This window comes from Hyphomonas sp. UBA4494, from assembly GCF_002388935.1.
Lineage (GTDB): Bacteria > Pseudomonadota > Alphaproteobacteria > Caulobacterales > Hyphomonadaceae > Hyphomonas.
In genome coordinates this window covers 108784-128984 of sequence record NZ_DGNK01000040.1, presented here as the reverse complement: position 1 = coordinate 128984, position 20201 = coordinate 108784, and the positions used below count along the sequence as shown (strand labels likewise).

General features: G+C 57.7%; 15 protein-coding genes. 9 read left to right on the top strand and 6 right to left on the bottom strand.

All coding sequences use genetic code 11. From position 1 onward, the window contains the following. Positions 1-1229 precede the first annotated feature (1229 nt). The gene (locus B2P82_RS15665) at positions 1230-1760 is read left to right on the top strand and encodes a redoxin domain-containing protein (protein WP_290497934.1); all 531 of its coding nucleotides are present in this window, start codon (positions 1230-1232) and stop codon (positions 1758-1760) included. 10 nt (positions 1761-1770) lie between these two features. On the opposite strand, the gene B2P82_RS15660 is transcribed toward B2P82_RS15665, so the two are convergent. Beyond that, a complete protein-coding gene (locus B2P82_RS15660; RefSeq protein ID WP_290497932.1) occupies positions 1771-2634 on the bottom strand; it encodes an enoyl-CoA hydratase-related protein in 864 nt (287 codons plus the stop codon). 292 nt (positions 2635-2926) lie between these two features. Here B2P82_RS15660 and B2P82_RS15655 point away from each other — a divergent pair, with 292 nt between their 5' ends. Together B2P82_RS15655 and B2P82_RS15650 are read left to right on the top strand one after the other, a co-directional pair. After that, the gene (locus tag B2P82_RS15655; protein WP_290497930.1) at positions 2927-5374 is read left to right on the top strand and encodes a TonB-dependent receptor; all 2448 of its coding nucleotides are present in this window, start codon (positions 2927-2929) and stop codon (positions 5372-5374) included. Positions 5375-5401: 27 nt separating this feature from the next. Then, positions 5402-5815: a nuclear transport factor 2 family protein gene (locus B2P82_RS15650; protein ID WP_290497928.1), complete on the top strand. Its 414-nt coding sequence runs from the start codon at positions 5402-5404 to the stop codon at positions 5813-5815. 28 nt (positions 5816-5843) lie between these two features. Here the strand turns inward: B2P82_RS15650 and B2P82_RS15645 are convergent, their stop codons facing one another. Next, complete coding sequence (locus B2P82_RS15645; protein ID WP_290497927.1) at positions 5844-6383, bottom strand: MarR family winged helix-turn-helix transcriptional regulator; 540 nt, start codon at positions 6381-6383, stop codon at positions 5844-5846. A 223-nt stretch (positions 6384-6606) separates the two neighbouring features. Here B2P82_RS15645 and B2P82_RS15640 point away from each other — a divergent pair, with 223 nt between their 5' ends. Both B2P82_RS15640 and B2P82_RS15635 read left to right on the top strand, forming a co-directional pair. After that, positions 6607-7854, top strand: a complete 1248-nt coding sequence (locus B2P82_RS15640; RefSeq protein ID WP_290497926.1) for a cytochrome P450 — start codon at positions 6607-6609, stop codon at positions 7852-7854. Positions 7855-8270: 416 nt separating this feature from the next. Further along, entirely contained in the window at positions 8271-9260 is a 990-nt protein-coding gene (locus tag B2P82_RS15635; protein ID WP_290497924.1) for a LysR family transcriptional regulator, read from the top strand. Positions 9261-9272: 12 nt separating this feature from the next. Here B2P82_RS15635 and B2P82_RS15630 read toward each other — a convergent pair whose 3' ends face one another. The 3 genes from B2P82_RS15630 to B2P82_RS15620 form a co-directional block, all read right to left on the bottom strand. Continuing rightward, positions 9273-9641, bottom strand: a complete 369-nt coding sequence (locus B2P82_RS15630) for a helix-turn-helix domain-containing protein (protein ID WP_206992697.1) — start codon at positions 9639-9641, stop codon at positions 9273-9275. A gap of 246 nt (positions 9642-9887) precedes the next feature. Next, entirely contained in the window at positions 9888-14000 is a 4113-nt protein-coding gene (locus B2P82_RS15625) for a translocation/assembly module TamB domain-containing protein (RefSeq protein WP_290497922.1), read from the bottom strand. Continuing rightward, complete coding sequence (locus tag B2P82_RS15620; RefSeq protein WP_290497920.1) at positions 14000-15835, bottom strand: autotransporter assembly complex protein TamA; 1836 nt, start codon at positions 15833-15835, stop codon at positions 14000-14002. Before B2P82_RS15620 ends, B2P82_RS15625 begins: the two co-directional genes overlap by 1 nt. Before the next feature lie 220 nt (positions 15836-16055). Here B2P82_RS15620 and B2P82_RS15615 point away from each other — a divergent pair, with 220 nt between their 5' ends. Beyond that, positions 16056-17078 carry a calcium/sodium antiporter gene (locus B2P82_RS15615; protein WP_290497918.1) on the top strand — a complete coding sequence of 341 codons (1023 nt, stop codon included), beginning with the start codon at positions 16056-16058 and terminating at the stop codon, positions 17076-17078. 1 nt (position 17079) lies between these two features. After that, positions 17080-17547, top strand: a complete 468-nt coding sequence (queF, locus tag B2P82_RS15610; RefSeq protein ID WP_290497917.1) for a preQ(1) synthase — start codon at positions 17080-17082, stop codon at positions 17545-17547. Here queF and B2P82_RS15605 read toward each other — a convergent pair. Then, positions 17544-18131: a nitroreductase family protein gene (locus B2P82_RS15605; protein ID WP_290497916.1), complete on the bottom strand. Its 588-nt coding sequence runs from the start codon at positions 18129-18131 to the stop codon at positions 17544-17546. The genes queF and B2P82_RS15605 overlap by 4 nt on opposite strands. Positions 18132-18308: 177 nt before the next feature. Between B2P82_RS15605 and B2P82_RS15600 the strand changes: the two genes are divergently transcribed. Together B2P82_RS15600 and B2P82_RS15595 are read left to right on the top strand one after the other, a co-directional pair. Continuing rightward, the gene (locus B2P82_RS15600; protein WP_290497915.1) at positions 18309-19019 is read left to right on the top strand and encodes a TetR/AcrR family transcriptional regulator; all 711 of its coding nucleotides are present in this window, start codon (positions 18309-18311) and stop codon (positions 19017-19019) included. Next, complete coding sequence (locus B2P82_RS15595; RefSeq protein WP_290497914.1) at positions 19016-20200, top strand: efflux RND transporter periplasmic adaptor subunit; 1185 nt, start codon at positions 19016-19018, stop codon at positions 20198-20200. Before B2P82_RS15600 ends, B2P82_RS15595 begins: the two co-directional genes overlap by 4 nt. The last annotated feature ends 1 nt before the right edge of the window (position 20201 follow it).

Here is a 20201-nt window from a genome sequence, read left to right as displayed (position 1 = left end):
GGGCAATTTTGGGAGCGGTTCACTTGCGACAGACTCTCCATTCAAATGCGGGACCAGACGGGGCTCAGGTCACCAGGTACAAAGAACTCTGCTCGATGGGAGACTACGGTGCCGGGCCGGAATTGAGAAAAGTCAACCGTGAAGGCGAGTTCCAGAGCAAACTACTGCAAGCATAAAGCCGCCTTTCAGGAAGGAACAGGCCAATGAAATTTTCCATCCTTTTGCCAGCAACAATGGCTTTGCTGTTGATGGCTGCTTGTAACAAGCCGGAAGCAAATCAGCCGACGAGTGAAGTGTACGCGCCTCAACCGGAACCGCCGAATGAGACATCAGGTTCCGGCTCGGGAGGGACTGCTGAAACGGTGGAGCCGGGGCTGCCGTCTTCAGAAGAGCCTGCCGCTCCGCCTCCGGAAGAAGAGCCCCTCCCGGATTCGGAAGGCACGGCTCCGGCTTCCGCGGAAACTTCTCCGCCTGTACCCGGCGACAGCGCGTCCCCCGCACCTGCTGACACATCGGAGGCGCCTGGTGAGGTTCCGCCTGATGGGCAAGAGCCACCTCAGGATTAGTCGCGGCAAGAGCCCGCCCCAAGGTAGATGTCTGCCCCGGCTTGGGGCAGCATCAATGGGCGCCGGAAATGGCGGCGAAAAACAAGTGCTTCCGGTCGTCAAAGTGCCCTGCCATGCGCACGAATGCATAGCTCACTGGCGCGCAACTGGCGCGCAAAATGCGGATTTTAACGTCATTTCCTGACAATCCATGATCTCGAGAAAACCCTAGTGCTCTGTAATTAAAGCATTTAGGTGATTGCCGTATTCTTGTTCCGATTTTTGTAATCAGAGGGTCGGGGGTTCGAGTCCCTCAGCCGGCACCAGCAAAAACAAGGGTCTATCCCCTGTTTCGCGGGAAACGCGATGTGGAATTGGCCCGCAACCGGTAAAAATGAGATTGATCGCGCTGGTCGCCTGCGTGAGGCTGGACTATCCGACACGGGCATCAACTTCGCACACCGGCCATCTTTTCTGGCGAGCAGAGCAAGGCGGTCGGACCGTCATTTCATATCCGGAATGCCTGCTTGTCTCCGTTGAATTTGGAAAGACCGTGGCGCAATTCCAGATACCTTGCGTGATGTGTGCGCGGCTCAAATCTGTGTTTCGTCGCGCGTGAAGCGGAACAAGCTGTTCAGTTGTGAGCTAGTGTAACTGCCCGCAGATACTCATAGGATACAATTCATGCCCAATACTCTGACACCCGCCGCATCGTTTCCTGACATCGAGGTTGCCACACTGGGTGGGGGTGACGCCAAGCTCGGCGTCCCCAACCGGGAGCACGGGAACTGGAGGCTGATTGTAGTCTATCGCGGGAAGCATTGTCCCATCTGCAAGACTTATCTGACAGAGCTGAATGGCATGCTTGATGATTTTGTTGCGATCGACGTTGATGTCATCGCGGTTTCTGCTGATCCGGAAGAGAAGGCGAAAGCCTCTGCCAGCGATATCGGCTATATGGGCACGATCGGTTACGATCTCAGCACTGCGCAGATGACCGAGCTAGGCCTATTCGTTTCTGACCCCCGAAGCCCGGAGGAAACTGACCGCCCCTTTGCAGAGCCGGCGACGTTCGTCGTGAGGAATGATGGCAAGTTGCAGATCGTGGACGTATCGAATGCCCCGTTTGCGCGTCCTGCGCTGAAGGGCTTGCTGGATGGCCTTACCTTTATTCGCAAGAAGGATTATCCGGTACGAGGCACTCACACTGGATGAGGATTAGCATTCAGTCAGGTTGCGGGTCGCCGCCCCCTGGACTGGATGTTGATCCACCCAAAACCGGCTTGGCCAAGAGTGGTTCAAATAACGGATCAGTGCGCGCTTTTCTGGCACGAAGGGCGGCGGAAATATCATGCGTGCTCCACAATGCCGACTGCGTACGGGCAGACCATTCCAGGGAATCCGCAACAGAATGGTCACGTGCCCATCGCAAGGCGGCTTTTGTCCCTGCGATGGCGACAGGTGCCTTCCTGCACACCTGATCTGCGGCGGCCATGGCCAGTTTGATCGCCGCATCCGGCGTATCCGCAAGGCGGGTCACAAAGCCATGCTGGGCCGCTTCGTCCGCATGCAGTGTCTCGCCCAAAAATGCCATCTCTTTTACAACCGGCTCAGGCAAGATTTTCGGCAGGCGCTGCAATGCCCCGACATCCGCCATGATACCTGTATTGATTTCCTCAATCCGGAAATAGGAGTCGCGGGTCGCGTATCTGAGATCGCATGCTGCGGCCAGCTCCAGGCCGGCACCGAGGCAAGCGCCCTGTATTGCCGCAAAAACGGGGAAGCGTGCGCGCTCCAGGCAAGAGAAAGTCTCCTGCAAGGAAAGAGCGAGATGGTAGAAGCTCTCGCGGGCGCCGGGTGAGTCAGGCTCGGGGATACCGCCTGCAAATTCGTCGAGATCCATTCCTGCGCAGAAATTTCGTCCGCCTGATGACAGAACCATGGCGCGTACTTCCCCACTTCGATCGAGCGCGGAGATATCGGGTGCTAGTCCATTCCAGAATCCGGCGCCCAACGCATTCCCTGACTGGGGGCGCTCCAATATGAGGTGGGCGATTCCTGCGTCCAGTCCGATCGTATATCCAGGCATATTTCAGGTCCTTTACATGCAAAAGAGGTCTTAAGGACCCTTTTATTCAATGTGCCAGTTTTGACAATGATTCGGTGCCCGGAATCGCTCTGGTGCATGTGTAATAAAAAAATAAAATTAAAACAACGTAGTAAATTGAGGGATGGTTGAGGCAGAGTGACCCGCAGGCGCGCGATTTTGTGGAGGTGAGTGATCTTGGTTTCAAAAAGGGTCTTGACGGAAACAATCAACGAGGGACATCTTGCGGTATAACAAAAAGAACCCTCGCACCGCGGGGGTAAGGGAGGGAACAATGTTGAAACGCGCTCTTGGCGCCACCGTTTCGGTGTGCGCTTTTGCCATGGTCATGCAGTCGGCCGCCGCGCAGGATGTCTCAGGCGAGGCTGAGCCTGAGATGGAGTCCCGTACTCTGAGTACGGTCACGGTTACGGCCACGCGGCGAGAGGAAAATATTCAGAGTACGGGAGCTTCGGTTTCGGCGCTCGACAGCGAGGCATTGCTCGACCGGTCGGTCCAGTCCGTCGAAGATGTCGCAGACATGGTTCCGGGACTTCACGTTTCCAACTATCAGGGAGACACGTCCATTTTTATTCGTGGCATCGGTACGCCGGTCATCGTGGCCGGTGCCGACAGTTCCACGGCGACCTATCTGGACGGAGTCTATTTGTCGCGCGCGGCTGCACTTGGTCCTGGTTTCTTCGACATAGAGCGCGTGGAAGTCTTGCGCGGTCCACAGGGAACCCTCTACGGGCGCAACGCCACCGGTGGCGCCGTCAACATCATCACCAAGCGCCCCACCGATGAATTCGCCGGCGAAGCGCGACTGATCCTTGGCAATTATGATCGCACGCACGCATTCGCCGCCCTGAGCGGCCCTCTCAATGACCGTGTGCGGGCCCGTCTGGCGGTCCAGAAGGAGGATCGCGACGGGTACACGACGGTTCATCTGCCACGTGGGACACTCCCCGCATCCCAGCCCGATCGCACATTCGATGCGGAGGACAAGCACGACATCACCGCCCGCGCCACGGTGGAGGTCGATTTGACGCCCACCGCCATGCTCACCCTGACGGGGGACTATTACGAAGCGGACGATCGCGCCAACGTCTTCCATTTTGCGAGCCTGGGGTACCAGGATGAAGTGCCGGGCTGGCTCGGGACTCGCGAGGGCTCTCAGACGCTGCCCTATTTCGGCATCAAGAATAGTGGCCGTATCTCGGCACCCGCCTCTCGCGACATCTTTTCGGCAGTCGACTATTTCAACGAAACAAGCGTGTGGGGTCTCACAGGGCGGCTCGACTGGGCCCTCGGCGACTATGATGTTCAGGTCATCACCGGCTACAAGAATTCAAATCCTGACTTCCAGAACTCGTTTGATCTCGGAGACACGTTCAATACCTACATCCATCGCGCCGAAGATCATGAGCAATGGAACGCCGATTTCCAGCTATCCTCTCCGTCCGGAGGACGTTTCAGCTGGATTGCCGGGGGCGGATACTTTTCTGAAGAGAATGATATCCAGAACAACATCTTTGGCGACTTCTGGGAGCCGATCCTTACGCAAGGCCTGCTTGATCTGCAGACTGCGGGTGTCCTGCCACCCTTTCCGGTCAGCATTCCGGAAAGCTCGCTATGTTGCGAGCTGCACCTGAACGGGCGTCAGGAAACCGAAGCATTCAATATCTTCATTGATACGAGTTTCGATCTGACCGACAGGCTGACATTGAAGGCCGGTCTGCGATATTCCGAGGAAGAGCGTGACGGCTTCCAGAATTTCGACCTCGCCTTTCTCCCGTCAGCACCGGGCGGGTCTCTTGTTAGGTTTGCACCGGAAGTTCTATTTTTCCCCAACGCCGTAAGTGAAGGCCGTGATGGTGTCCAGCCAGACCCGTTTGGGTTCGTGGTTGCACCAGTCGAGGGCCCTGCGACCTTTGATGCGACCACGCCGAAGTTCGCCCTCGAATGGACGGCTACGGATGACCTGCTTCTTTATGCGAGCGCCCAGCGTGGCTTCAAAAGTGGCGGATACAATATTGGATCCAGCCAGCGAACCCCATACGAGCCTGAGGAAATCTGGGCCTATGAAGCCGGCCTCAAAGCTGGACTGCTCGACAAGCGGCTGCGTCTCAACGCGGCGACATTCATATATGATTACACAAACCTGCAGGCGCAGGACTCGATCGCCAACCAGCCCATCATCCGGAACGTCGGCAAGGCAGAAGTCAGAGGGGCTGAAGTCGAGTTTGCGGCCTTGCTCGGCAATGTGTTTCAACTCGACGGGTCGGTAACCTATCTCGACGCGGTTTTTACCGAAGGCGAGTTGACTGAACCCTTGCGTCCCGCACCGCTGACGGATGAGCCGGGATCAACTCTGCGCAACCTTGATGGTTTGAGGTTGCCTCGGGCTCCCGAATGGAAAATGAATATCGGCGCTCAGGCAGACTTTGCGGCATTTGGCGGCGATCTGACCCTTCGGGCGGACTATGCCTGGCAGGATCAGGTCTTCTTTACCGTGTTCAATATCAATGCGGCGTCACAGGATAGCTATGGTGTCCTGCGCGCGCGGGCGACATATGCGCCGGCACACGGACAATACAAGGTTGCGTTGTTTGGGGAAAATCTGACAGACGAGACCTATTTCACCAACCAGATCCTTACGGGCACAACTTATGGCGCCGAATTCGTCGGCTCCCTCGGTGCACCGCTTACGTTCGGAATCGAACTCTCCACCCAGTTCTAGAGGCTCAGCCAGAGGAAACCTCACAAGATGATGACCCCATTGGAAGCCGCCCAGACCTGGTATGCCGGCGTGCATGAAGGTGACTTCGACAAATTGTTCGGAGTCATGGCCGAGGATTGTACGATCGAATTCTACGGTCCAAGCGCCATCCCCTTTGCAGGAATTTTTCGCGGCAAGGAGAAGTGCAAGATCTTTTTCGGCCATGTTGGCAATGATGTAGACATCGAGACGTTTCGTCAGGACGAGTTCATAGCGGAACGCGACAAGGTGGCGGTGACCGGGCATCTACGCATGGTGCTGAAGGCGACGGGGCGCCTTTACGCGGCTGATTATGCGCACATCATTACCATTCGGGATGGACAGGTCATCCGCTTCCGGGATTTTCAGGATAGCGCTCAGGCTGTGCATGTCGCGTTCGACCTGACGACGCCGGAACGCTAGGAATGAACGCGCGTCCCGCCCTCGATTATCAGCTCAACTCTTTGGGCTTTGTAGCGCTGCTGCGCTTCGGTTTCTGCTTCAGGGCAGCCTCGGAGGCCAGCTCATGATGGATTTCGGTTACTCTGGACAGAAAGTGAATGCCGGACCTGATTTCATCGTCGCTGAGACGTTCGACCATTGTTTCCACAAAGGCGGTTCCGTTGCGCATCATGCTTTCGACAAACTGAACGCCGCGGGGCGTCAACACGACAAACTTCTCGCGTCCGTTTTCGGGGTCTTCGACCATTGTGATCAGGTTGAGGGGCGGCTTGGACAGCGCACGGAGGGATTTCGAGATCGCCGAACTCGTTACCTCGTACCAAGACGCCAGCGCATGCGCGATGTCCTTGCGACGCATCTTCCTCCCATCAGTGCCGCGCGTATGGATGGTCCAGAGGAGACAGGCTTGCTGGCGTGTCAGCACGCCGCATTTGAGGGCGTCCTCAATCTGCATTCCGACCAGATAGTGGATCGGGAAAAACAGGTCGAGGAAATCCTTGCTCGATTGTTTACGCTTCGAAATGTCCATCCAGTCTCCGGTTCATTGCTGCGTCCTCGCCGATAAGCGAAGTCGAATCCCCTTCAAATACCGAGTCTCCACAATGCCCGACAAGAAGGAACTGCGCCATGTAACAAAAAGGTCCTAAGGACACAATAAACCAGCGCGCACAAATTCGAGCGCAATCCACACCCTCAGCAATCATGCCGGTTGCCAGCACCGCGCTGGGCCGCTGCACCCGGGAGAAGACTAGATGACCCATGCCTCCACCAAGCCTTGCATTCCTGATGAATTTCACGTGCGGGATCTGTATCACCCGGACGTAATGGCGAACCCCTATCCGTATTACGCACATATGCGCGACAAACCAATCCAGTTTGGCCTTGAAGATTATCCGCCGGGCACCATACCCGGCTTGGACAAGCCGTATCCCGCGTGGGTCGTGCTGAAGCATGCCGATGTCCAGGAAGTCTGCCGGCGCGCAGATGTCTTCTCGTCGCGCGATATCATGCAGGAAGAATCCGAAGCGCCGACCCTGATGCTGGTCAATCATGACGATCCTCGCCATGCGGAGCTTCGCAAGATTGCCCAAATGGCGTTTTCGCCCAAACGGGTCATGAGCGACGTGGCGCCATGGATGGAGACAACGGTTGAAGCGCAGCTCGATATGGTCGGCGGCGGGACGGTAGATTTCATGCAAGACCTGGCGCCGAATTTGCCCGCGCTGGTAATGACCAAACTGATCGGGACGCCGGAGGAGGACTATGTCCTTCTGCGCCGATGGGCCAATGCCTTCATGGTGACTTCTGACTTCACCCTAGCGGAGCGCCAGCAGTGCAATATCGAGCTCTGGAAATACTATCAGTCAGCGGTCGACCAGCGCTACGCCGATATCGAGATAGGCAAACCGGTTCCCGACGACTTGATGTCTGCCTTCATCCAGACGGAGTCGAACGGGAGCCGTCTGACGCGTGAGGAAGTGGTGCGATTTTGCCTGACGCTGGTCGTGGCTGGCGCAGAGACCACGGGCTATCTCCTGGGAAATCTGATCGATGTGCTGGCCGATGATCCCGAGATGTATGCGACGCTCCGGACCGATCGTTCACTCGTGCGGGCCTTCATCGAAGAAAGCCTGCGTCGGGACGGGCCGGTTCAGCGTCTCCACCGGGTCTGCACGCAGGACTACGAACTTGGGGGAGCGCAGATCAGAGAAGGGGATTGGGTAGCGATCTTCCACGCCTCTGCCAATCGGGACCCGGCTGTCTTTGAAAGGCCGGATGAGTTTGTTCTGAAGCGACCGAACATGATCAAGCAGGCCACATTCGGGCATGGTATCCATCATTGCATGGGGGCAGGGATTGCTCGCAATGAAGCTGCCCAGATGATCAACAGCCTGCTCAACCGCTACAGCCGCCTGGAACCAGCAGGTGAACGTGTGCGCCAAAGAGGCGGTCTGCTCAATTACGGCCTGGAGACATGCCCTGTGAATCTGGTTGTGTAGCAGATCAATTCCAGGTGACGTGGAAATGGAAAAAGGTGCGTGATCGTTGATGCCGCAATCCTGCATGGGGTCGCTCAAACGTGAAAAACCATGTGCTGCAGCATGGGCTTGCCAAGTAGGTTTTCCGCCCGGCCCGAATGAAGCGAACGGGGCGTAGGCCCTGAATTGCATTTCCCAATTCCATGTGGACGAGGGTGCGCATCCGTTTGGCCTCCAGATTGCCTGATAGGAATCTGGCGCGCTCAAATAAGCAAACTCGGATCATAATCTAGTTAAAGTCACGCCACGCCGTTGTATTTCTTGGTGTTGAGGATAGTATTTCTCTCAGTATTCATGAAGCTATCTGTGTTCGGGCTAGTCGTTTGACTGACGAACATATTGATTGAACAAGTAGCTTCGAGGCTTCTGGAAACTGTATGACCAACCAACGGATCGACTGGGACAAACTGCGTGTCTTCAAAGTAGTGGCTGAATTGGGCAGCATGACATCGGCCGCGGCGCGGTTGAGGGAGTCGCCTCCGACAGTAAGTCGGAAGATTGATGAGCTCGAAGAATTTCTGAGCAGCAAACTGTTTACCCGATCAACTCGCGGCATGGAGCTGACGGAGACCGGGAAGACGGTGCTGCGCTATGCGCGGCAGATGGAAGAGTCCGCCAATGAAGTGCTCAGCAAGGCGATCGGCAAGACCGTTGGCACCGAAGGCCGGATCACGATAGGATCGGGTGACGGTGTCGGACCGTACTGGATCGCCCCGCGCCTGGCCGAGTTCCAGACAGCGCATCCAAGGGCGCAAGTTCGAATGCACGTTAAGGCAGAGGAGCCGGACCTGCTGAACGACGAGGCGGACATCTCGATCCAGTTTACCGAACCTCGGGACCCGGAGATTATCTCGCACAAACTGGGGACACTTCATTATATTGGTTTCGCATCCAGAGAGTACCTCGACGCGCAAACGAGTCAGCCTTCCAGCATGTTCGAGTATCATCAGTACAGGTGCATTTTGCACGAATCATATGTTCAGCAAGTTGAGCGATGGGCCCCCAAGGCGCATGAGCTGAAGAAAATGATCGATTTTGCGTTCGTCACGAATTCGGCAAGCGCCATGATCACGTTGTGCCGGAGAGGTGGAGGGATCGCGCTGCTGCCGACATACCACCAGGATGTCTACCCGGATCTCGTCGCATTGGACATGTCGGAAGTGGCGCCGATCCAGTTCTGGATAGCGTATACGGAGCAGACGCGGCGGTCACCGCTTGGCAACCTAATGATCGAGTGGATCAAGTCGCTATTTGACAAGCAGGTTTCGCCCTGGTTCACGGACGAGTTCTATCACCCGAAGCAGCGGATCGAAGCTGAAGCCGAATTTGACGAAAGCGTGTCGGTGCCAAGAGTCACCGGCACGTAGATACTATTGGGATCAGTCGCTCGACATGACCCGCAAGACTTTTGCCATCATCGAAAGGCGCTCTTTGGAGGGCGTACGGTCGATCCAGGAATGGCATTCTGCGCGAACCTTTGCGGACGGATCAGCGTCCTTGTCATCGTCAGCGTTCTCGTCTTCGAAAAGGCTGGCGATTGAGACGCGCAGGACTTCCGCGACATTGGCAAGCATTCCGGCGCTCAATCGATTGGTGCCGGTCTCATACTTCTGAAGCTGTTGATGGCTGATGCCGAGTTCAGAGCCAAGTTCAGCGAGGGTCAGGTTGCGATCCAGACGAAGTTTTCGGATTTTTTCGCCAACCATCTGATCGACTGCCGTAGGGGCTCTGGAAGTAGATTGCTTCATGACCTGCTCGCTCCATATATCCATCAGAGGTAACCAGTTTTCCCGCAAAGGGTGTTATGGCAAGGATGCCACTACCCAAGAAAATGGAATGCACACTGAATTTTGCGTTTCATCCTGATTACTGCCCCAATATTGGACCCGTTTGAAACACTGAAAAACCCATAAAAAGCAGCGTCATCTGCTATTGCTTAATCCAGGTTAAATCGCCCCCGATCCTACCTCAGATGGATTAAACCTCTGCAATTTTTAATAATCTTTTTTCCACTTTATTGAGAGCGTGGCATCGCCATCTGTAGTAGTTTCTGAAGTAACAGAGACCTGTGGTCTTGGCTCCCACTCAACTTCAACGGAGCTGCCTGCCGCGCCCGCCGAGTTTAACTCGAGATATACATCGTCTGCGATGTATTGTCCGACTCCTACTTGCGCCGAGCCTTCATCATTGGTTCCGAATGATAGCCGGTCCACACCAAGGGCGGCTTGAAGCCCGGATGTGGGGTCGAATCCGGAACTGTTACCGCTGAGTCGCGCAATTGAATTGGCCAGTTGAGCTGCTTCCAGCGCTGACAGGTCCACCGAGGACCGCCCGAATAGCAGGCGTGACAGAATTTCATCCTCTGGCAAATCGGGAGAACTTGTTAGCTCAATCGTGGGGCTCGTGGGTGTGCCTGTCAGGGCGACATTCGCTTCAAACCCGTTCACCGTCCGGTCTGCCTCTACCTCCAGGCGGGCCCGCCGCAGAGGACCGTCAAAATAGACGTTACCGCTGTCGAATATGAAGGGGCGCCCGGCCAGGTCCAGTGTTCCCCGGCGCATCGTCGCTGTGCCGTTGAGGCGAGGATCGGCGGCCGTCCCGGTCAATTTCAGGTCTGCTCCCCATTCGCTTTCCAGTCCGCGACCATCAATGAAGACCCGGCGATCCGCTGTGATCTGCATATCCAGCGCGAGTGAATGCCTGAGTGCGCTTTGGCCGTCACTTGCGTCGCCATCCTCTTTCCAGCGCACGTCGATGGCCTGTGCTTTGGACGATGGCAGGTTGTCGAGATTGAACCGAGCCGATCGTACGTCGACATTTCCGGAAACGGTCCGCTTGTCTGCGCCACCAGCGAGATTGACCTTGCCATCCACGCGAAGTGAGTCGCCATCCCGGTTATAGACCAACAGGTCAGCAAAATCGGTCGTGAGTTTGGTGTCGTCTGCCGAGAGTGTACCGGACACGCTCACCGTACCGCCATCAGCCCCTTTGCCCCTTCCGCGCAAGGTTAGGGCCTGATCGACATAATCTGTGTCCAGATTCAAATTCACGAGCCTGAGGCTTGTTGCCCCGAACTCATAAATGCCATCCGTCAGCTTTGCTTCAGCGCTGAATGCGGGTGATGTGAGTGTTCCGGTCAGGTCGGCCGATGCGTCTATGACGCCGCCAATATCATGTCCATATGCCAGGGCGAGCGATCTCAAATCCGACAAGTCGCCCTGAAGATTGGCCGTTCCCTGCACGGGGCGCTCCATGTCCAGGTGCGCGATACTGTCTGGATCGGCAGCGACCGGCAGGGTCGCCGCCCCCGCAAGTCGCAAGTCGCCATAATCGCCCGCGCCATCCACAATCAGCGCTCCGTTCCTCAGTCGACCTGCCAGATCAATGGCCAGGGCGCGCTCGAGCCCGGGTAACGGGCCCTCGACATTTATGTCAAACTGGCCTTCCGGATTTGCTCCGAATAACAGGAAGTCTCCATTGCCATTCACCATCACCCGGCGCGTGGCTATACCCGCTGAAGCCAGGACCGGAGCCAGGTCAACACTGTCGACCGTCAGGGTCATGCGGGGCGTACGGGTTCGCTCAGCAATGCGCGCTTCGATATTCCCGCCGAAGATGGCGATGTTTGCCTCGACCGAGGGAGTTTCGCCCAACCGCCAACTGACGGGCTGAACGGAGCGGACCGCCTCACCAAGCAAGGTGCCATCCAGTTCTATCTGGCCGCTAGGATACTCAGCCCCGAAATCCGCCTCACCCAATATGTTCAGCGAAGTGGGTCGGGCAGTATGTTCGCGTTCGACCTGTATTGCGAAATTGTAGCCTTCCGGCGCATTGCGAATTTGTCCATCTACTGAGTCGAAGCGAAGCGACGGCGAGAGCCAAACATTCTGAACCTGGCCAGAGGCGGTGATCGACATGTCTTCATCCGGGGCCCGGTCCACGCTCAGTTCGACATCAAATGCACCGACATGCCGCGACCCGAGATCAAATCGGTCTCCGACTATATTGAGTTTGAGGTCGAGCCCGCGCTCGCTGCCATACAAGAGAGACCCTGAAAGCTGGGCCGTCTCATAGTCGGATTGGATGTCCCGCAGTGCGAACACATCGTCAGACCAGGATGCCATCGAGGTGATCTCGACAGGGTGGTCGCCGGCAATACCTTGCAAGGCGACCGGACCCGCCCAACCATCGCCCGACCGTCTGAGATCTACGGACGTTTGCAAATCAGAGATAGCAATGGAGCCACGGCTAAACGCGCCGCCTGAGGATGCCAGACTCATGGCATCCACGCCTCTTGGGCCGGAGAGTTGGAAGATGCCGGAGCTGAGGTCGATTGCCGAACCCGAGATAGGGATGGCATCGGACTGTGTGAGTTGGCCCGACAGGTTCGCGGCCCCGCCAGGTGCGTAAGTGCCCGATATGGACAGGTTCACATTGTCACCATCTATTCTGGCGGTCCGTACACGATAAGAGGAGTCTGTCTTTTGCACTGTGGCGCGCAGCCGCGCGATGTTTCCGAAAGCTTTGGCGGCCGTCGCATTCACCTCGTTTATGCCCTGCGCGTTGACGTCGGCGACGATTGATGGGGCGGCAAACGGACCGGTCACAGCGACGCTTCCTGTGGCAGACAAGTCGGGTGCGGATGACAGGAGGCCAGATACATGTTGAAGCCGCGCCTGAACGTCAAGTGTCTTCTCGCGTATACTGATCGCACCGCTTGCTGCTATGCGTCCTTTGGCAAGACGTGCAGTCGAAGGGTCAAGGGTGACGACCCCAGTGTCCCGGTTGTAGTCGCCTGCGACATCCACCCTCGGTGATTGGCCTGCGATCCGGCGACCCGTCGCATTCGATGCCAGGACGCCGGCGCCCGTCAGCGACCCTTTGAAGTTAACATATCGTCCGGTAGATACGATCTCCACTGGCCCTTCGACTTTCTTGAAAGGCAGGTCCGCACCCGCATTGGCGCGTAGTGCAGCATTGCCAGTCAGTCCGGGAGCCTCGCGGGGATCAGTCAGAGAGCCTGAAAAGACCAGATCGGCATCGAGGTTGGCCAGTTCCTTGAGACCAGAAAACGTCACATCTAGATTGATCGGACCGTCGAAGTCGCGCTGGCGGCTGCGATATACACCGTTTGCGGATATGGACCCGGATGCAAGTGTGCCGGAAAATTCGAAAGGAATGCTCGCCTTCTCAATATCTCCATCAAGTTTCAGGGCGGCGGAGGGACCTATTAGTGTTCGCAGCTGTTTGGAGATCGGCAGGCGCGATGCGTTGATGTCCGCGCTGGCCAACAAGCCGCCAGCCGTGATCTTGCCCGTCAATTCGGCGACGGTCGCTCCTGAGATCTTCAGCTGAGCAAAGCCATCGCCATCATCCAGCGTTCCGCTGGCGCGGGCGCTGAGCGACGCACTATCGCCGTCGGGGAGATTTGAGAGTGTGGCCAGGGTGCCGCCAGCGGGAGCGTCGACTTCTGCGTCTAGCCGGTAGGCACCTGAGGCTGTGCGCTTCAATGTGGCATCCACCCGGTCGCCGACACCTTCGAGCGGAAGCGCTGTCAGGGATAGATCGAACGTGCGCGATTTCGGCAAACGGAATTGGCCATCAATATCAAAAGCAGCGCGTGGACCGGCCACGCCTTCCTGCAACAAAAGCTCCGCGATACTGAGTTGATTGAGGGACACGGCCCAATTGCTGAAAGATTCCGAATTCTCATTCTCATCCCGTTCCAGGACGGGGCGGCGGCGCACATCGATTTTCTCGGCGCTGACAAGGTCAAGTTTCACGGTCTTCGACATCAGCCGCGCAGGTGACCAGGCGATGGCGACATTTTCCATGGTCAGCCACACGCCTTCAGAATCGGTCAGCGCGACGCGTGATGCGCCGAGCCGGTCCAAAGGGTCGCCGCTGAGGCCATCGATCTGGATTGTGCCCAATGGCCCCGCTTCACGGCCATCGATCTGAGACTCCACGAAAGCCCGCCCGCCGTCTGAGGCAATCCAGAGGCGTGCAGCAATGAGCAAGACGACCAGCGCAATGAGTGCCGACAGGATGGCCATCAACCATTTCCGTCTGCGGATCATGCCCAGGAGAGATGTGAGCGCCGCCATCAGAAAGATTGTCCGATGGAAACATAGATTTGAACCGGGTCTTCCCCATCGCGGCGGTCGAGTGGGGTGGCAATGTCAAACCGGACTGGTCCGAAGCCAGGGTAAAAGCGCACACCAAGTCCAAACGATGTCCGCATCTCGCCGAAGGCCTCGTCGATGGAGTCAGCTGCATAGCCGGAGTCGACAAAGGCGACGTAGCCCCACCGCTCGGACTTTCGCCAGCGCAGTTCAAGCGAGGCGGCGAACATGGCGTCGCCGCCAATGATGTTGCCGTCGGAATCTGTCGGTGAAAGAGACTGGTACTCGAAACCTCGTACGGACCCACCACCGCCCGCAAAGAATTTCCGGTCGACCGGCACGCCTTCGTCGCCCAGGAACGTGCCAGCTTCGGCACGCACAGCCGCGACCAGACGGTCGGAGATTTTTCGATAGGTCGAGGCGGAACTGGTAATCCGCGTATACGACGCTTCGCCGTCCCCGAACGAAATACCCGGCTCAACACCAAGAGAAACGCGGTTACCAGCCTGTGGGTCCAGCGGTGCCTTCACCGTATTGTAAGTCGCGCCGAGCGGAAACGAGAGGGTAACCTGCTCGACATAGTCGTCCTCGCCCTGCGCCCGCAGCTCGTAGTCGGTGGAGCGGGTCGCGTCCAGCGTCGTGCCAGCGGACAGCGTAAATTGTTCGTTGAAAGGCTGGGACAGGCTGGCCGAGACGCTCGCGCCTTGTAGGTCGTAGGCGTCGGTTTCTTCTGCGCGCACGCCTGTCTCAGCGGAGAAGTCACGCCCATAGCGACCGATATTCGGCCGCTCATAACTCAGCGTCAGCTCGCTTGTGCGCGTTGCGATCTGGGCATCGACACCGAGTGTGTCGCCAATGCCGGTCAGATTGCGTCTCTCCCAGCTGGCGGTCGTGCCAACACCATCAGATGTCGAGACGCTGACACCGGCGCCAACGGAGCGACGCTTGCCTTCAGATAGCTGGAGTTCGACGGGATGCAGCCCATCGCTGTCGGCTGTCTTATGGATGTTCACGCCGATGCCGTCGAAGAGATTTGTTCCCCTTACGCGCGTTCGCAAGGTTTCCATCTTCTCCGGGGCATAATAGTCGCCAGACTGCCAGTTGCGGAGGATGTTGATGGCGCTGTCTTTGGTTTTCAGCGAGTCTGGAACAACGAGTTCGCCAAGTTTCACGCGAGGGCCTGGAACCAGCTTGTAGGTTAGCTCCAGGGTCTTGTCGGCGCGGGATGCGAGCGCATCGATGCCCTCGCTTTCTGCAAACGCGTATCCGGAATCGCGGAGCTGACTGACGAGCTGCTTCTCCAGCGTCTCTATGTCTTCGGTGACCGCCCATGTGCCGATACCCAACTCATCTGTAACGGCGTCGATCTGATTGCTGACATCTGCGGGCAAGTCATCCACGCCGGAAAGGGCCACCGATGCGATCGTGAACCGATCGCCCAAATCCACATCAAGACGCGGGCGCGTGTCCATGTCTTCCACGAGATCCGGACTGACAATGGCGGTGAAATAGCCTTCGGAAGCGAGGTATTCCTCAAGGGCGCCAGCGGCCTGCGTGGCGCGGCGGCGCACATCCAGAAGGCTGGTCGGCGCTCCGGCGCGAATTTCCACCGCGTCGCGCGCACCCGATTCCAGATTCCTCGGCAACCCCTCGATCGTGACGGGAATTGTGGTCGTGTCGGACGCTTGAGTTTCGTCGTTGCCCGTAAAAGGAAGATAGGCACAGGCGGGTATCAGGCTGAGCGCGAGACAGCAGACAGCAGTCCTGCCGAAGGGCAGGGCACGACTCTCCGCTGGGCGTTCTGCCCGGTTTACCATCCTGTGTTCGATCCCTGTGTATTCATTGAGTTATGTGCGCCATCTAGCTGAGTGTACGGTGAACAAGTTTGCTGAAATTTGTCACTTCCAATCCGATAGCTGCTTTTTTGCATGTGGGCGATGCGTCCTGGCTTCGCAAAAATAGTCATCATGGGCCTGATTGCGCGACGTCGGGCTGTTCCCCATATTCGTAACTTCAATCTTTCCTGCGGGGATTTTCATGACATATCTGATGGTTCTGGGCGGTCTCGTCCTCCTGTTTATCGGAGGGGAGGGGCTTGTTCGAGGATCGGTCAGCGTTGCGCGAAAGCTCAACATTTCCGAATTGGTCATAGGCCTCACTCTGGTCGGTTTCGGCACGTCGGTCCCTGAGTTGGTGACCAGTTTGCGCGCGATCAATGAAGGTGCAGTCGGCATAGCGGTGGGCAATGTCGTTGGTTCCAACATCGCCAACATCCTTCTGGTGCTCGGGGTGGCGGCGGTGATCCACCCCATCATTACCAATCCACGCGCCCTGATGCGCGATACATCAATCATGGTCATTGTTACCGCCCTTCTGTGCGTGTTGATCTGGTTTGACCTGTTTTCACGCCTTGCAGGAATTGTGCTGGTCGCATGTTTACTGGGTTATATTGCCTTCTCCGTGTTTGCCGACCAGGCAGCTGGCGACGAGGTGGCTGAAATGCACGCCGGGGAAGGCGAAACGGTTGAGGCCAATTACGGCGTGGTGAAGGGGGTATTCATTGCTCTGGCGGGTCTTGTAAGCGTGGTGGTCGGCGCGAAACTGCTTGTCGACGGCGGCGTAGTCATTGCACGAGAGTTTGGCATCAGCGAGACGGTCATCGGGCTCTCTATCGTGGCGGTCGGGACCAGTCTCCCAGAGCTTGCCACGTCTGCCATCGCGGCTTTCCGCGGCAAGGCCGATGTCGCGCTCGGCAACATCATTGGTTCCAACATATTCAACATATTGGGTATTCTCGGCCTGACAGCTCTCGTCCACCCGTTCAGCGTGCGCAGTATGCCGAGTGGAGATGTGACAACGGACGCATTGGCCTCCGGCGCGGGCCACAGCCTGATCAGTGTCGGCGACATGTCCGCGCTCGTCCTGTCGGTTGCGTTGATGGCGCTGTTTGCCATCACGGGCAAGCTGATCGCCCGCTGGGAAGGAGCAGTTCTCCTTTTGGGCTATGCGCTCTATATGGGATTGACCTTCAATCTCATTCCCGTACCGGCGATCCTATAATATGGCTGACAATCCGATCTATCAGGGCCTGGACCAACTCGGCCAGCAGACCCACCAACCGCAAAACCCGGAAGACGCCCAGCTGGAGCGCGTGCCTAATCCGCACGCTGGCACGCTCTATCTGACACGCTTCGTGGCCCCCGAGTTCACCTCGCTTTGTCCGGTGACAGGCCAGCCGGATTTCGCACATCTTGTAATCGACTATGCGCCCGGCGAATGGCTGGTGGAATCCAAGAGCCTCAAGCTCTATCTGACCAGTTTCCGTAATCATGGCGCTTTCCATGAGGATTGCACCGTTTCCATCGGCAAGAAGATCTTCGATTTCACGGAAGCGACCTGGTTGCGTATTTCGGGATATTGGTACCCGCGCGGTGGCATCCCGATCGACGTGTTCTGGCAGTCCGGCGAGGTGCCTGCCGGACTTCACGTTCCGGAAACAGGCGTTGCGTCCTATCGTGGTCGCGGTTAGCCCGTCCAGCGGGTCACGAGTTTGGACATATCCGCCCGTCCGCGTTCTGGTGGGGATATTTTTGAGGTTCCGAGATAGATGAAGCCGGCGACCCGTTCGGTCTCGGACAGGCCAAGACTTCCCGCAACCTGCTTATCGAAGGCTGGCCATTCGCTTAGCCAGGCCCCGGCCCATCCGCTCGCATTCGCAGCGAGCAGCAGATTGTAGCAGACCGCTCCGGCGGAGAGTTCCTGTTCCCAGACGGGCGTGCGACCGTCATCCGTTGGAGCAGATATCACTGCGACAACCACGGGCGCGCGCAGAAAAAGACCTGCGGCTTCCAGCAGATCCCGGGATTCAGCGTCTGCAAGCGTTTCCCCCCGAATGCGCGCCAGCTCCTGCCCGAAATCTTCGCGGGATTTTCCTTCAAATACGATGAAACGCCAGGGGGTCATCCGGCGGTGGTCTGGTACCCGCGCGGCAATTTCGAGCAATTCATCCAGCGCCTCGGGAGACGGCCCCGGCTCGCCAATGAAATGTTTTCCGGCAGAGCGCCGCAAGGCGAGCAACTGCCGCGCCTCGGCGCTGGGACGCGTTGCCAGCATGGGTGTCGCAATAGCTGGGGCGGGAGGGAATCGCTTTGTCATTGCGGCAACATAGGAGGGTGAGACTCGTTCTTAAAGGCGGTCATTAACGATTGCAGGCTTGAGCATTTGCGTGGGGAGGCGTACAAGAGTGAACAGTGTTCACTTTCTGAACGGTTTGCGCGAGTAATGTGCCATATGCAGACAGATAACGCTTCCGAAGCGACGCCAGCTGATCGTCGTCGCTTGCGCGTGCGGGAATCGATTATTTCCGCCGCAGAGCGCGTTTTCGCCAAGGAGGGCGAAAACGGCTTGTCAATTCGACGGCTCGCCGATGAGATCGATTACTCACCCTCCGCAATCTACAAGTATTTCGGCTCGAAGGACGAATTGATTGATGAGTTGAAGGAGGCGTTTTTCGAGCGGCTCCTTCAGAAGGTTGATCGCAGCTCCAGTGCAGACCGTCCTTTCCTGCAACGCGCCAAGGCGTGCGTGGCAACTTATGTGGAGACTGCAGTAACTCGCCCCTTCCACTACGCCGCAGCCTTTTCCAGTATCCAGAGCACCGTCCCGGAAGGATGTGCCGCACCATTATCCTGGGACGGATTTGTGGCGTCTCAGAAAGGACAGGCCTTTGGTGTGCTGATCAGTATGGTCACTGAAGGGCAGGAGCTTGAGGTTTTTGATCCCTCGCTTGATCCCGTCATGGCGGCCAAATCAATCTGGGCCGCCTCTCACGGGCTCGCGCAATTGCTCATCCACATGCCGCAATTCCATCAGCTCGTCCCGAACCAACAGCCGATGACCGCAACAGACTTCATTGAATTCCATGCCGATCTTCAGATCCGTGGGCTGCTAAAGCCTGCTGCCGGGACTGGAAGTGGCCGCCTGTCAGGACAAAACCCATGACCGACATTGATCACACCGCCGGAGATACCGCACGTGACAAACGGCCGACGGCCCTGAAGGGGCTGTTCTTCTTCATTATCCTGTTGCTCGTTTGCGGCGGCCTTGTGCTGGCTGCGACGCAGTTGCGCAGCAAGGAGGGGCCCAAAGTGGCTACGGTCGCGCCTGAGCCCTTGGCGGTGCAGGTCGCGCCAGTCGAGTTGACCACGGCCTTCACGCTGAACGAATCCTATTCCGGCCTTGCCGAAGCGCGACGCAATTCTGCGCTTGGCTTTTCCACTGGTGGCCGTATCGAGACCATTGCCGTTGATGTGGGCGACCGCGTCAAGCGGGGCAGCATTCTGGCAAGCCTCGACACGCGCGGCCTGCGCGCCCAACTCGCGTCGGCCACCGCTGTGGTCGAGGAGGCGCGCGCTGCGCACTCTCTCGCCCTGAGCACGGTCGAGCGACAACGTACCCTCAAGATGCAAGGCCACGTATCCCAGCAGGCGGTCGATGAAGCTGAAGCCCAGGCGAATACTGCGCTGGCCCGAGTCGAAGCGGCCAAGGCGCAAGCCGATATTTTCCGTGTCCAGATTGACCTGTCCCGCATCCCGGCGCCGTTCGATGGCGTGGTCACGGCGCGCAGGTCGGATGAAGGCGCGATTGCCGGCGCGGGCCAGCCGATTCTGGATCTGGTCGAAGCGGCGCATCTTGAAGCGCGCATCGGGCTACCCGCCAACAGCGCGGCGCGTCTGATACCTGGAGATGCGTATACTTTGCAGGCCGATACAGGGGCGGTTGAGGCTGTCTTGCGTAGCGTGACCGGCGTGATCGACCCGGCGCAGCGCACGGTCGCAGCTGTGTTCGAGATCAATGATGCCGAAATCGTCGCTTCCGGCGCTGTGGTCCGTCTGACCATGGAGCGGGATATAGACGAGCCGGGCTTCTGGGTTCCGGTGAAAGCATTGTCGACGGCCTCTCGCGGCCTCTGGACTATCTATGTGGCGGAGCCGGTCGGCTCAGGCTGGCAGGTTGCAACGCGCCCGGTCGAAATGGTGCATACTGATGGTGACCGCGCTTTCGTGCGCGGCGCGGTGACGGATGGCGAGCGCGTCATCACCAATGGCCTGCAGCGTATTGTGCCTGGCTTGCCGGTTGAGCCGCGGGATGTTCACCGCGCCTCCACCGTGAATGGTGGCTAGA

Coding starts and splice junctions, on each gene's coding strand:
- B2P82_RS15645 (WP_290497927.1), bottom strand. CDS start 6,383: ATGGACATTTCGAAGCGTAAACAATCGAGCAAGGATTTCCTCGACCTG.
- B2P82_RS15615 (WP_290497918.1), top strand. CDS start 16,056: ATGACATATCTGATGGTTCTGGGCGGTCTCGTCCTCCTGTTTATCGGA.
- B2P82_RS15600 (WP_290497915.1), top strand. CDS start 18,309: ATGCAGACAGATAACGCTTCCGAAGCGACGCCAGCTGATCGTCGTCGC.
- B2P82_RS15595 (WP_290497914.1), top strand. CDS start 19,016: ATGACCGACATTGATCACACCGCCGGAGATACCGCACGTGACAAACGG.
- B2P82_RS15625 (WP_290497922.1), bottom strand. CDS start 14,000: ATGGCGGCGCTCACATCTCTCCTGGGCATGATCCGCAGACGGAAATGG.
- B2P82_RS15665 (WP_290497934.1), top strand. CDS start 1,230: ATGCCCAATACTCTGACACCCGCCGCATCGTTTCCTGACATCGAGGTT.
- B2P82_RS15620 (WP_290497920.1), bottom strand. CDS start 15,835: ATGGTAAACCGGGCAGAACGCCCAGCGGAGAGTCGTGCCCTGCCCTTC.
- B2P82_RS15650 (WP_290497928.1), top strand. CDS start 5,402: ATGATGACCCCATTGGAAGCCGCCCAGACCTGGTATGCCGGCGTGCAT.
- B2P82_RS15640 (WP_290497926.1), top strand. CDS start 6,607: ATGACCCATGCCTCCACCAAGCCTTGCATTCCTGATGAATTTCACGTG.
- B2P82_RS15635 (WP_290497924.1), top strand. CDS start 8,271: ATGACCAACCAACGGATCGACTGGGACAAACTGCGTGTCTTCAAAGTA.
- B2P82_RS15630 (WP_206992697.1), bottom strand. CDS start 9,641: ATGAAGCAATCTACTTCCAGAGCCCCTACGGCAGTCGATCAGATGGTT.
- B2P82_RS15655 (WP_290497930.1), top strand. CDS start 2,927: ATGTTGAAACGCGCTCTTGGCGCCACCGTTTCGGTGTGCGCTTTTGCC.
- B2P82_RS15660 (WP_290497932.1), bottom strand. CDS start 2,634: ATGCCTGGATATACGATCGGACTGGACGCAGGAATCGCCCACCTCATA.
- queF (WP_290497917.1), top strand. CDS start 17,080: ATGGCTGACAATCCGATCTATCAGGGCCTGGACCAACTCGGCCAGCAG.
- B2P82_RS15605 (WP_290497916.1), bottom strand. CDS start 18,131: ATGCTGGCAACGCGTCCCAGCGCCGAGGCGCGGCAGTTGCTCGCCTTG.